Below are 13645 nucleotides of genomic sequence, written 5' to 3' on the forward strand. Positions count from 1 at the left end.
CTCTTTTAGTGCGTATGCACATTGTCCATCGTTTTGAAATTATTCTCCTTCACACTCACTTTCACCTACCTGCTCATTACTGAATATCACCATGTCTGCTATCCTCTCTAATCAGCCTTTCTAAAGATTATCTAACGGAGGAAACATGATGTCTAAATCAATAGAATTTATCTTGAGAGATGAAATTTTTGCTGAGCTTGACATCAAGTATCCGGATGACCACAATACCCCTTTATTGGATCAAGGGATCGATTCGGTGGGCTTCATCAAGCTTATTGTTTCAATGGAATCGAAGTTTAACATCTCGATCCCTGACGAGGATCTGTTGTTTGAGAAGTTCTCCACGACTGGATTAATCCTTAATTATTTGACCGAGACAACGATATGATGACTATCATTCAGCGTTTATTCATGGAGGCTTGTGATCGCAAGGATCAAATTATCCTTCAAGATCTGAAGCAGCAGTGGACTTATGCGGAAGTGATGACAGAAGCATACTTAATTGCTTTATATATCAAAAAGAACTTTGAGCTTGAGGCCGGCAGCCATCTTGCAGTCTACACAAATAATGAGCCCTTGTTCATTACTGCGGCGCTTGGCATTCAGTTCAGCGGTCATGTACTCATACCGGTTCCTTACTCGGCATCCCTAACTGAGATTGAAAATATTTTACAAGCCAGTGACGCCAAGCTGGTTATCAGCAAATATGCACAGCCTGCGCGTTTAAATCGCCATATTTATTGGGTTACCGCTCAGGATTTCTCGCAAGAACCGGTGCCTTCGTTTGAATCAATCTCGCTCACGAATCCGTCCGATCCCAATTCATGTGCTATTCTCCTTCCTACATCGGGCACAACCGGACAATCTAAAATCGTTATGTTATCCCATGAGAATGTATTAACGAATGCGTTGGCACATGGCAGAAAGGTGGGCTATACGGATCAAGATTCGTTTCTTGTAACGATGCCCGTTCATTTCAGTTCTACAATTGTCACGCAATTGATTTCTTGTATGCTATTTGGAACCCGAATTAGGCTTATCAGCTTGCCCTTGCTGCCGCGCACAGCGTTTAGACTGTTTCAGGATAAGGCGGTCACGGCATTCTCAGCGGTGCCTACGCAATTGATGCACTTTGTTTCGGATTATCATCAGACAACCAACTGGAGTGCCTTTGATTTCATTGAATTTATTGTTATAAGCGGTGCGCCGATTCCCGCGAAATTAGTAGACAATCTTCAGACTGTATTTCCCCAAGCGGACATTATTCAAACCTACGGATTGACAGAAGCTTCTCCTAGGGTGAGTATGATGGACCGTGGAGAACGCTGCTTATCCTGTGGATCACCCATCAGTGACGTTTCTATTCGGCTTGTTGACGAAGAAGAGAATGAGGTTGAAGGAGCCGCTATCGGAGAAGTTTGGGTCAAGGGCCCAAATGTGATGCTCGGGTATTACAACAACCCGGAGTTAACGAACAATACCATTGTTGATGGCTGGTTAAAGACAGGAGATTTGGGATTTTGGAATGAATCAGGGTGTCTCATCATCACAGGCAGAAAGAAAAATATCATTATATCCGGCGGTATCAATATCTATCCGGAAGAAATCGAAGAGTTCTTATATGGTTTGAAAGAAGTGGAGGAAGTCATGGTTGTTGGTGTGCACGATGATCTATTAGGCGAAGTACCCATCGCATTTCTGAAAGTTTGTGAAGAATGTCTGATTGATCTAGATGCGCTGACACAACATTGCAACTTGCATTTGTCTTCGTATAAGGTACCTAGACAATGGAGGATTGTAGATGACATTCCCAAAACAAAAACAGGAAAACTGGACAGGGCAAGTACGAAGTGCTTATTGCTAAATGAGTAGGGGTGAACGAAATGTTGAAGAATACAACTCACACCTTGGGCAGGGGAATATTGCCGGTAAGTTATCCGATGATTACAACCTATACGCAGCATGCTCATCTCTTGTCCGTACTTACCCATTACGAGTGCGCACACCCATGGATATTCAGCAATTATATTCAATTATTTATTAACAAAGATTATAAACATCATTGGGGAGATTTTTATTTCCCTCTGACTTATGAGCTGCGGCCTTCGGATGCATGCAAATGGATTTCGACTCAAAAGATACATAGAGATACTGTAACAGCTAAATGGGACTCTGTTATTCATTTTATTATAGAAAATATTAATGCTAATCATTATATCCACACCATGGTGAATTATTTCTACGTGCCCCTAAGCGACCGATATCATAGACTCCAATTGCATCATGACATATTTGTTTACGGCTATGATTTAGACAGAGAGATATTGTATGTTTCCGATTTCTTTAAGAACGGCGTGTATAGTCAAGCTGAGATATCATTTGCCGATTTCAATCTTGCGTTCAACACTAATCATCTAACAACCAATCATGATTATCTTAGAGAGATGGTGTATCTGTATAGATTCAATGATCAATATCAGGATAAATTCAGTGCGGATACCCTAGTGAATTCTATAAGAAATTATTTCACTAAGAAAACGCCGGAGTATTGGGAGATGTTCAACTACGGGGGCGACAGGGATAATCTTGACTTCGGCATGCAAATATACACCACTCTATTTAATTATGTGAAAGAAACATCGGAAGATAAGTCTAAGCTTGATATAAGACCCTTTCATTTACTTTATGATCATAAGAAGCTAATGACGCTGAGACTCAAGTATTTGTACGATAATCGGCATTTAATTCAATTAAATCAAGAGCATATAGATGAATTCACAGCCATTGAACTTAAGGCAAAGATCCTTGTGAATGTAGCGATTAAATATAATTTGACAAGTGATATGAGTATTTCAGAAAGCTTATATAGGCTGATAACGAATATAGAAAATGAAGAATCAATATTCCTTGAACGATGGCTTAGTAAGGTAGGCATTCAGTAACACCGAAGGCGCAAATAATGTCAGCCAGGTATATTCATGGAGGGAGTGATGCCGGGATCATAATCGTTGTGACAGCGTATTGAATAAGCACAACCACCGCGTATCCACTCACCTCAAGCACCGTTCACCAACCTTAGGCAATGGGGGGATCTTTATTTTCATTGTATTAACAGGAGTTGCAGGCTTCATCGGTTCCAACCTTGCCGAGAGGCTGCTGCGGGAAGGCCATACCGTTATCGGTGTCGATAATTTGCTGACCGGGTCCACTGTCAACATGGAGAATCTCTTACGTTCCCCCAATTTCAAGTTTATCGAGCATGACGTCATTTATCCGCTCGCAGTTGAAGAACCTGTCGATTGGGTGATGCATTTCGCAAGTCCTGCCAGCCCGCCCAAATATTTGTCCTATCCGATCGAAACGATGAGGGTCAACAGCGAAGGATCGATGCATCTGCTGCAGCTGGCCAAAGAAAAGCAGGCTGCCTTCTTCTTGGCTTCAACAAGCGAGATCTACGGCAACCCAACCGTTCACCCTCAGCCGGAGAGCTACTTTGGCAACGTGAATTCGATTGGATCAAGAAGCTGCTACAACGAAGCGAAGCGGTATGCAGAGGCGATCACCTACTGGATGAACAGGAAATACGGCATACCGGTAAGGGTCATTCGAATCTTCAATACATTCGGCCCGAAGATGGATTTATATGACGGACGTGTCATTACCAATTTCATTAATCAAATCATGTCCAAGCGCAACCTTACGATTTATGGCGACGGCAGACAGACGAGAAGCTTTCAGTATATCGACGATTTGCTGGAAGGGATTATAAGACTGCTGGGCACCACGTATGAACAGCCGGTCAATTTGGGGAATCCGCAGGAAGTCACCATACTTGAAGTCGCCCAAGTATTGAAGGAGCTCATGAAGTCCAACGCGGAGATCGAGTTTCTCCCGCTGCCGGAAGACGATCCCAGGAGAAGGAAGCCGGATATTACCGTATCAAGGACGATTATGGACTGGGAACCGGCGATCGGTTTGCATGATGCACTCGCTAGAACGATTCATTATTACCAAGGTCAATATATCCATTAAACAGGAGGTACCTATGCAAGAACAGATCATAGCGATGATAAGCGAAATCAAGGACGACGCCCAGCTGGCAAACCGCTTGAACGAGCATTCCAGCATCATGGAAGACGGGGGACTCGACTCGTTACAGCTAATTACTTTCTTATTAAAAGTGGAAGAGCGCTTCGATATTGAAATCGATTTTGAACAATTCGACTTCGATTTTTTGGAGTCGGTTACGGCCTTCTGCAATTATATCTCGGAGCTGCAGAAGACGGCATCTGTATGAACGATAGACGTAAGGATGTCCGGGAGTTTATGGGTAAGCGGAAAGTAACGATTCTATGCTCGGGTTTCGGTCTGGGGTTCTATATTCCCGGCCTATTAGCTGCAAACGGTTTCAAGAAGAGGGATATCGTGACGGAAGTGCTCGTGTTCGAAAGCTATTTGGAGCAAGACAAAAGGGATCATATTGCAGACAGCAGGAAGGCTTACCACAATGATTTCGCGCTTGCCAATTTTTCGGCCCGAATGCCGATGGATATCCGGGGCAGCATTGATTATGCCCAGGTAGAGCTATTGCTGGAGGCGTGGAAAGCGGAAGAACGGTACGAATTCATATCACTGTCCGGACACTGGGGCTATATTCTGGATTTGTACAGGGAGAAGATGCTGCCGAATCCAATTCATGTAGACCTGCTCTACGTCGATTCAGATCTGGCCCCGTCTTGGAAGAGCCTGAAGAAGTATCATCCCCGGTATGACGAGCATTATTACAATGCTTGTCTCTATGACACCGATAAGATGGCGATTCGATACGAAATCCCGGTTCCTCTTGGTACGCCACTGCCCTTCGAATCGAGGAAGCGGCGGCTTGTTGTTCATGGCGGCGGCTGGGGGATGGGCACTTATCAGAGTAAAGTTCCAGAGCTTGTCGGCCATAACTACGGGCTTGATATCGTAGCTTATGATTGGAACGAAGCGAAGCCTGATCCCGATCACCGGTATTGGATGAACGATCCGGAATGGTGTGCATGGGTGAAGAGTGCGAACGGCCTGCACGAGTTTCCGCCATACATTGAAATAGCGGGAGAAGACACGAAATCATACCCCGCCGAGGCTGATCATCATTGGTTATTTGACGTTGCTTCGGAGGCGATGGCTATCGTGGCCAAGCCGGGAGCGGGCACATTGATCGATTCGATTGCCTCCGAAACCCCTCTTATTCTGCTGGAGCCGTTCGGCAGTCATGAGCTTAGCAATTTGGAATTGTGGGAGTCGCTCGGGTTCGGAATACGTTATGAGAAGTGGCGGGAGATGGATTTTTCCGTAGATGTCCTTAAGGAGATGCATCAAGCGATCAAGAACAGACCCGGAGAACGGATGGATTATGTGGATCATTATTGTTCGAGAGTCGCGTTAATGAAGAGGTAAGATTTCAATGGCAGAAGGGGTTATGCGATGAGTGTTAATAAATTGAGTGTCGCCCAAGATACGACAAGCTATCCGAGATGGATCGTCTTGCAGCTGCTCGAGGAGTGCAATTTGCGATGCAAGATGTGCTATGAGTGGGGACTAGAAGGGCCCTACAAAAGCAAAAAAACATTAGCGCAGCTGGACCCGGATCTGATCAAAAAGATCATCGCCCAGTGCAGCCCCGGCAAGCCGTATTACGATTTCTTCGGCGGCGAGCCGCTGATGTACCCTTGGCTGAGCGACATTCTCGCCATGATCAATCATTATGGAAGCGTAGCGGACTTCCCCACGAACGGCACATTGCTCGAGCAGCATGCCGAGATGCTTGTCGAGACTGCGCCCAATAAGATCTGGGTGTCGCTCGACGGCCCTGAGGCAATCAACGACAGGCAGAGGGGCAAAGGCGTATTTAAGAAAGTAATCAAGGGGATCGAGAAGCTCTATGAGCTCCGGCAAAGCAAAGGCAAGCATTTTCCGAAGATGGGTGTATCCTTTATCATTACGCCCTTGAACTATATGTATGTCGAGGAATTTTTCTTCAAGCATATCGACTTGTCGATGTTGGACCATATCAGCATGGAAGTGCAGCTCTATGCCACGGAAGAGCAGTATGCCCAATATGTGGAGGTTCTTAGTGGGGAATTCGGCGTGTATGAAGCTCCTTATGCCAAGGGGATGGTGTGGCGGGACATCAGTTCGTTCAGCGAGATCGATATTCCGGAATTGACGAGACAGCTCAATAAGGTTAAAGAGTATTGCTTGAAAAACCGCATCCATGTGATCACCTATCCGAAGACGATAGATGAACTGAATTTGCGTAACTATTTCTCGGGGCAATTCCATCAGATGGCGGATAAACGAAATCAGTGCTCCCTTCCATGGGTGTATGCGGAGATTACGGCAAGGGGCGACGTTTCGCCCTGCCATGCCTTCTATGATTTGACCTTCGGCAACGTGAACGAAGAGAGCTTGCTGGATATCTGGCGCAGTGACAATTACAAAGAGTATCGCGCGTATATGAAAAAAAATATGCTTCCGATTTGTACGGCTTGTTCAAGGTATTATATCTACTGATTCATGTGAATAACCTATTACGTGTAAGAAGGGTGTGTTGATATGAATCCGAAATCTGAGATTAAGCATTCCGCTAAGGATCTGCAAATATTGAAACGTACGATCAAGAATACGGTGGAAACCAAGCGGAACATGGAGAAAATAGCGGGTTACGCGACACCGTTGCCAGAGTCGGTCGGGATTAAACTGACGAACCAATGCAACTTGCGCTGCAAGCATTGCTATCAATGGAACGACACCGGCTACCATCACTTCATGACACCGGAGCAGCAGCGCGAACAGCTCGACTACGGGCTGCTGGAGAAGCTAATCCTTGAGACGGAACCAGCCAAGTCGAGACTCTATATCTGGGGCGGCGAGCCGCTCGTATACAGCCATTTCGACCGTTTAGCCGATTTGCTTGAAGCCCATCCTCGTGAGACGACGATCTGTACGAACGCGGTGCTGATCGAGCGAAAGCTGGACGCCTTGCTGAGAATCTCCGACAACCTGGAGCTGCTCATTGCGCTTGATGGATTCGAAGAAGAGAATGATGCGCTTCGCGGCAAAGGGGTATTCAGCAAGGCGATAGATGCGATCCGGAAGCTGGTCGAGCTGCGCAAGGAAAACCGGTTCAAGGGCAAAATTACGATCCATACCGTCGTTAACGATGGTATGACTGACAAGCTTTACGATCTACTGGACTTTCTGGAGGGCGTCGGTGTAGATATGGTCATGGTCTGCTTCCCGTGGTACATCTCGGACGAATGCACGCAGGGAATGGACAATTACTTTGACGAGAAGTTCGACTTCCTTCCGGCGAGCGAGCACAGGGGCGAACGAAGCTGGCACGCCTTTAACTACAAGCTCGATCCGGAGCGTATCCCTGCTTTGATGAGCGAGTTGGACCGGGTGAATAATCGGGTCTGGAAAATGCGTTTGCGCTACCAGCCGAATCTGGATCATGACCAAATCGAAGATTTCGTGCTCGGCAAAGAGGTGGAGGGCAAAGGCACGATGAACAAGAAGTGCCTGGCGCTCTCGAACCGGATGGACATTACGCCCGATGGAACAATTATCGCGTGTAAATTCTTCAAGGAGTTCGAGATCGGCAAATTACATGAAGCGTCTGTACAGGAATTATGGCATAGCATGAACTACAGAAGAATAAGGGAAATGATGGACGAACGACTGACACCGGCATGTTCCAAGTGCAGTGTTTTGCATTTGCACGGTGTATAACTCTTCTAAATCACATAAATGAGGTGCGCGAGTGAGCATTATCCAGATGGAAGGATTGTCCAAAAGCTTCAAGTATTACGAAAAAGAATTGGGCCTCAAAAAATCGCTCAAAAATTTAGTGAAACGGAAATCATTGATCAAAGAAGCGGTTAGCGAAATATCACTTGTAATCGAGCAAGGGGAGATGGTCGGATTCTTAGGCCCGAACGGTTCCGGCAAAACGACGACGCTTAAGATGCTGTCCGGCATCTTGTATCCGACAAGCGGGCAGGCGAAGGTATTAGGCTATGTCCCTTGGGAGCGAAAAAAAGAATTCAAGATGCAGTTCTCGATCGTGATGGGGCAGAAATCGCAGTTGTGGTGGGATTTACCGGCGAATGAATCGTTGTACCTGAACAAATGCATCTATGAGGTCGAGGATGAGCCCTACAACCTTGTCCTGGATGAGCTTACGGAGATGCTTGACGTTAAAGACCTGCTCAACATTCAGGTGCGGAGGCTTTCGCTGGGGGAACGGATGAAGATGGAGCTTATTGCGTCGCTCATCCACCGGCCCAAGGTGATATTCCTGGATGAGCCTACAATCGGACTTGATCTGATTTCGCAGAAGCGCATTCGGGAGTTCCTGAAGTATTATAACCAGCAGACGAAGGCCACGGTCATTCTGACAAGCCACTATATGGCGGATATTGAGGATCTGTGCAAACGAACGATCATCATCAATCAAGGGAAGATCGTATACGACGGCGATCTCCGGCGGGTGAACGAGCTGTTCCATGCCAAAAAGATTATCAAGCTGCAATTTACGGACGAAGTACCGAGACAAGCGCTAAGCGACTATGGCGTTATTACTCAACATGACGGCCTGAATGCCGTTATGGAGATCGATAAGCATGACCTTCAGCGACTCTCCAAGATGATGCTGGACCGGTTCCCGATCCTTGATTTCACAGTTGAAGATATACCTGTCGAGCGAGGCATCGAAAGCCTATATCAGAAAGATGGGGTCAGACATGAAAGCCTTGCAAAAGTATAAAAGGACGTACATCCTTGCGCTTCAGAATGAGATGGAATACCGGACCGATTTCCTGATGAGTATTATCAGCGGCGGCTTCATCATACTCGTCCAATGCTTCCTCTGGACAGCCGTGTTTCGCAGTTCGCCGCAGGAGATTATTAACGGCTATTCGTATTCGCAGATCATCATTTATTCCGTGTTGTCCGGCGTCGTCTCCAAGCTGGTTTCTGCCGGCTTCGAAGGGGAGGTCGCGAACGATATCAAGATGGGTGGACTGAGCAAATTTATCGCTCAGCCTATTCATTATTTCAGCTATCGGATATGCAATTTTTTCGGCGGGAAAACGGTTCAGACCGCGGTCGTCCTTGTCTTATTCGTCATCCTGATGATCGTGTTCACTCAGATTTGGGAGTTTCAGCTTAGAGTGGGGCAAATCGTTTTGTTCCTGGTCAGCATTCTGTTCGGGCTGCTCATCAACTTCCTGCTTTTTTATTCGATTAGTGCGCTCGCGTTCATCATTACTGAGGTTTGGGGTGTTTATATCGCGTTCAACCAAGGCGTCTATCTGCTCAGCGGCGCCATCTTTCCGCTTAATATTTTCGGAGATACGTTTGCTAGAATTTCCAGCTATTTACCGTTTCAATATGTCGTATACTTCCCGGTTAAGATCATCAATGGGAGCTTGACGATTCATGAAATCGTGCCCGGGCTCCTCTTACAGGCGGTTTGGGTCATTGTGCTTATGATCATTTCCAAGTTGTCTTGGGATTCCGGGATGAAGAAATATGTAGCCGTTGGAGGTTAGATCTGTGAGTATCAGCTTGTCTGAGATTCGGAAGCATGTACGTATGTATTTTATTTTCGCAAAGAACAGCTTGGTCGGTTACATGGAATACAAAGCGAATTTCTACTCCGGTTTGATCATGGAGACCGTATTTCTGTTTTCCAAGCTGATCTATATCGTCTTCGTTTACCAGCTCGGAATCGAAATCAATGGAATTTCTCCTGACCAGATGATGATCTTCACCGGGACTTATACGATTATGATCGCAATCTATACAGGACTGTTTATGGATAACTTTTATAGATTCGCCGGCCATATCCGCAACGGGACGCTGGACTTGTATATGACGAAGCCGCTATCGCTGCAGTTCATGATTTCATTACGGCACGTGAACTTCGCGTTTCCAATCCCGAACCTGGTCGCTGGGATCACGATGATCGTATTGGCCTGGCGGCGTCTTGGCATCGAGCCAAGCTTTATCCACTTGGCCGGATATATTGGCGTGATCTTGAGCAGCACGATCGTGACCTACTCGGTGCTTCTGCTTCCGCAGATTCTTGCCTTCTGGACGGTAAAGTCCGGTTCGATCTTCGACATACTGGACAAATGCTGGGATTTGAACAATATGCCGATGTACATATACCCCAAATGGCTGCGGAGAATAGGACTGTATGTCGTGCCTATCTTGTTTATCACCAACATGCCGTCGGTTTATTTGATCGACCGGTTGGACTTGTTCCTTGGGATATGGATTTTTGCAGCTCCTGTGATATCGCTTCTAGTGGTCAGGCTGTTCTGGAAGCTGGCCGTCAAACACTATGAGAGCGCCAGCAGTTAGAGATATGCCCCAAAAAAATTGTTGAGAAGGTGAATCGGATGAGCAGGATGGAGCACAAGAGCTTTTCACCGCAGACAGAAGCCACTGCCAAGAAGCGGCTGCACAACGGGATCGAAATCTATCAAAACAACGAAGGAGAAACCGAGTTCCTCTACAACGAGATTTTCCAGAAGGAGATGTATTTCAAGCATGGGATTACGCTCCCGGATCATGGCACGGTCATGGATGTCGGGGCTAATATCGGCATGTTCACCCTATATGTCAGCAGCAAGAGTAACTGCAGGGTATATGCCTTTGAGCCACTGCCTCCGACGTTTAAGCTTTTGAAGATGAATACGAGCTCGCTCTCTCGCGTAACAACGGTTAACGTTGGGCTTTCCAATGAGATCAAGGAAGCGGAGTTTGCCTATTTTCCTACGATGTCCACGGATTCTGTCCAGATCAAATACCGGGAGAACCACGATCAGGATCTCCGGTACGGGTTAATCAACCATTACCGGGATGACTTCGCCGACCCGCGCATGCTAAACCGGTTTGTCGATCAGCTGATGTCGCCGAGGCTTCTGAATGAACAGATCTATCGATGCAAGCTAACTACGATCTCTGAAATGATCCGCTATTACGATCTGAACCCCATTGATCTGCTCAAAATCGACGTGGAAAAAAGTGAGTTCGAGGTGCTGGAAGGTATCCATCCGGAGGATTGGAGCAAAATCAGGCAAATTGTAATGGAGGTACACGGACTGGACGGAGAGCAGATCAGCAGGCTCGAGAACATCTTCCGAACCAACGGCTTCAATGTCTCGATTGATTACTACGAAGATTTGAATATCCCAAATTACTATAATGTGTACGCGTTGAATCTAATGCATATACCGGCCGGGTGACAGTCATGCGACAGCATCTGCATGCAAGGTTGGTATGCTCCAGCTGCAAGGGCGAGCTGGTCCAGTCGGAGGCGTCACTGCAATGCTGCAACTGCGATGCGGTATATACGATCAATGATCGTTATGTATCGATGCTCGACCGGCGTGAGCAGGCTGGCCACCCTTCCGACTGGGATCGTAAAGAGGCAGAAATCAGGGATTATAGCGAGATTTCGAACTCCCTTACGCTATCCGGAATAGGCCGATTCGCTACCTTCTTAAATTATGGTTACGTCCCGCACGGGAGTGAGCAACATACAGTGATCGAGCCCGCCGATGCATGGAACAGAAATTCAATCAAGCTGCTGCTTGAGACGGTGGGCAAGACGGCGATCCGGGAGCGGGAGGTGATCGACATCGGATGCGGCAGGGGAGGAAACATAGCAGCGCTGTCTAAATATTTCAAGCCGCTGTCTATTGTCGGCCTCGATATCTGCCCGGCGAATATTGCCTATTGCAATGCCAAATCCCGAGGGAGTGGAGCTTTGTATCTCGTCGGCGATGCCGAGAATATACCGTTTGCAGACGAGAGCTTCGATGTGGTATTAAATATAGAATCCGCGCATGCCTATCCGAACCGGTCACGCTTCTATGAAGAGGTGTACCGGATCATGAGAGCTGGCGGCGTATTTCTGTATACGGAGCTGATGCCGGGAGATCAGGTAGCGCAGAATGTGAGGCTGTTAGAGGAAGCAGGCCTGTCTGTAATCCGCAATCAGGATGTGACTGCGAATGTTCTTTTATCGTGTGATGAGAATGCGAAGCAGCGTACTGGTGCACAAGGGATTGCAGGCAACGTAGGCGCGGGTACGAATATTGGAGATATTAATGATTTCATCGCCTTGCCCGGCTCGAAGAAATATGAAGAGATGAAGGCTGGAACGCGGCAATACCGTATGATGAACCTTGTTAAGAGGTAATATAGCCGTAATATCCAATAATTTCAGGTTAGGAGAAATATGGTATGGAAGAAATCATTTCCGTGGGCACCTTTCACCCCTTCGACGGCATGACCAAAATGTTTCCTCATCATAATTTTCCTTATTTTAGCTGCGACTACAATTTGTTTTTAACGCTTGCCAGATATTTCGATAAAGATGAGCTGCCGATTCTGAATAATGTGATTAGCATTTACAGATTCAATGAACAAAAAATACAAACAAGAGGATATTTCAAGTTAGAGGTGTTGGAGCTTAAGGAGGGAGATCAGATTCTTGAGGAGATGGGAATCTCCATCCGCAAAATATCCCCTTCGCTAGATACATTACAAGAGGAGATCATCAACTCTATTTCTCGTGGTTATCCCATTTCAATTTTTATTGATTTATTTTATCAACGCGGGAGAGACTTTTACTATAACAAAAAACATGGACTGCACCCTGTTTTTGTCTATGGCTTCAATCTTACGAACGGGGAAATATATACGGTTGATGATATTACAGAATACAGACAATATTCTCTGCCATTTTCAGAATTTAAAATATCATGCCTGACATCGGAACACGTTAAGATGCCAAATTACTTTTGGGAATATGCACTAGTATCCCCCGGTGATCATGAGCTCTTGAACCATAAGAAGTCAGCACACACCAGCATCAATACATTTGTAGAAAATATGTTCAGGTATCAAAATGAAATCACGGAAGGTTTGAATAATATATTGTTGTTGGCAGAAAATTACAAGCTCATTCTAACCAATGAAACGATTATAGAAACACTAAGCAGTACTATTTATAGAAAATGTTCTGAGAAATACAGGTTAGATACGCTCTATAAGTATAACCTTGATCATATCAATGCCAAGGATACGCTTGACCCGTTACTGGACCAAATTATTAATGACTGGAAGACGGTAAGGTTCTATTCGAATAAAGCCATCATGTCCCAAACGTTCACTGGGGAAACCATAGATAAGTGCATGGGTTTATTTACAAAAATATATACGAATGAAGTGCATTTTCATCATCAATTTTATTTAATGTTAGAGGCTGCAAGATTGAAAAGCTGAATCAACAATGTGAGTCAGGTAACCGGGTAGAGTATCAGATAGACCGCATACCTTTGCGAGAGGGGGCGGTCTTTTTGTTTTTGCACTATATTCCATTCCCACCCCATATTCTCCTTTTTTCTGGAAGGTTGAGCCGAGAAGTGTGTCTATTTTCGTAATATATTAAAATCATTCGTGCATTTCCCGTATTTAGACTTTCCCTTCCAGTTGCTAATATGAAAGCTGTTACAGCCTAATCATCCGCTTTCGTGAATGCGTTTACAAACATTGTCTGCTATTAGGTTCAGAGGGA

The 13645-nt window shown here is 45.9% G+C and carries 14 protein-coding genes; all 14 read left to right on the forward strand.

Annotated features, from left to right (window positions below):
* The first annotated feature begins 172 nt into the window (after positions 1–172).
* On the forward strand, positions 173–388 hold the full coding sequence (locus MKY12_RS01935; RefSeq protein WP_339312690.1) for a phosphopantetheine-binding protein: 216 nt from the start codon (positions 173–175) through the stop codon (positions 386–388).
* Positions 385–1872 (forward strand): class I adenylate-forming enzyme family protein, encoded by a 1488-nt coding sequence (locus tag MKY12_RS01940; protein ID WP_339312691.1) that lies wholly within the window; start codon positions 385–387, stop codon positions 1870–1872. The genes MKY12_RS01935 and MKY12_RS01940 overlap by 4 nt, the downstream gene beginning before the upstream one ends.
* Positions 1873–1883: 11 nt before the next feature.
* Positions 1884–2942 (forward strand): hypothetical protein, encoded by a 1059-nt coding sequence (locus tag MKY12_RS01945; RefSeq protein WP_339312693.1) that lies wholly within the window; start codon positions 1884–1886, stop codon positions 2940–2942.
* A gap of 79 nt (positions 2943–3021) precedes the next feature.
* Positions 3022–4032 (forward strand): NAD-dependent epimerase/dehydratase family protein, encoded by a 1011-nt coding sequence (locus tag MKY12_RS01950; RefSeq protein WP_339312695.1) that lies wholly within the window; start codon positions 3022–3024, stop codon positions 4030–4032.
* A gap of 13 nt (positions 4033–4045) precedes the next feature.
* Positions 4046–4297, forward strand: a complete 252-nt coding sequence (locus MKY12_RS01955; RefSeq protein ID WP_209875463.1) for an acyl carrier protein — start codon at positions 4046–4048, stop codon at positions 4295–4297.
* Positions 4294–5442 carry a UDP-glucuronosyltransferase gene (locus MKY12_RS01960; RefSeq protein ID WP_339312697.1) on the forward strand — a complete coding sequence of 383 codons (1149 nt, stop codon included), beginning with the start codon at positions 4294–4296 and terminating at the stop codon, positions 5440–5442. The genes MKY12_RS01955 and MKY12_RS01960 overlap by 4 nt, the downstream gene beginning before the upstream one ends.
* Before the next feature lie 27 nt (positions 5443–5469).
* Entirely contained in the window at positions 5470–6558 is a 1089-nt protein-coding gene (locus MKY12_RS01965) for a radical SAM protein (RefSeq protein WP_339253481.1), read from the forward strand.
* 42 nt (positions 6559–6600) lie between these two features.
* Positions 6601–7779, forward strand: a complete 1179-nt coding sequence (locus MKY12_RS01970; protein WP_339253482.1) for a radical SAM protein — start codon at positions 6601–6603, stop codon at positions 7777–7779.
* Positions 7780–7810: 31 nt separating this feature from the next.
* On the forward strand, positions 7811–8815 hold the full coding sequence (locus MKY12_RS01975) for an ATP-binding cassette domain-containing protein (protein WP_339253484.1): 1005 nt from the start codon (positions 7811–7813) through the stop codon (positions 8813–8815).
* The gene (locus MKY12_RS01980; RefSeq protein ID WP_339312699.1) at positions 8793–9602 is read left to right on the forward strand and encodes an ABC-2 family transporter protein; all 810 of its coding nucleotides are present in this window, start codon (positions 8793–8795) and stop codon (positions 9600–9602) included. Before MKY12_RS01975 ends, MKY12_RS01980 begins: the two co-directional genes overlap by 23 nt.
* A 4-nt stretch (positions 9603–9606) precedes the next feature.
* Positions 9607–10419: an ABC-2 family transporter protein gene (locus MKY12_RS01985; protein ID WP_339253487.1), complete on the forward strand. Its 813-nt coding sequence runs from the start codon at positions 9607–9609 to the stop codon at positions 10417–10419.
* Positions 10420–10457: 38 nt separating this feature from the next.
* The gene (locus MKY12_RS01990; RefSeq protein WP_339253488.1) at positions 10458–11306 is read left to right on the forward strand and encodes an FkbM family methyltransferase; all 849 of its coding nucleotides are present in this window, start codon (positions 10458–10460) and stop codon (positions 11304–11306) included.
* A 5-nt stretch (positions 11307–11311) separates the two neighbouring features.
* A complete protein-coding gene (locus tag MKY12_RS01995; protein ID WP_339253490.1) occupies positions 11312–12265 on the forward strand; it encodes a class I SAM-dependent methyltransferase in 954 nt (317 codons plus the stop codon).
* A 44-nt stretch (positions 12266–12309) separates the two neighbouring features.
* Entirely contained in the window at positions 12310–13353 is a 1044-nt protein-coding gene (locus tag MKY12_RS02000; RefSeq protein ID WP_339253491.1) for a hypothetical protein, read from the forward strand.
* Positions 13354–13645: the final 292 nt, after the last annotated feature.

Origin of the sequence: Paenibacillus sp. FSL M7-0896, from assembly GCF_037975415.1 — a bacterium.
Classification (GTDB): domain Bacteria; phylum Bacillota; class Bacilli; order Paenibacillales; family Paenibacillaceae; genus Paenibacillus_AQ; species Paenibacillus_AQ silagei.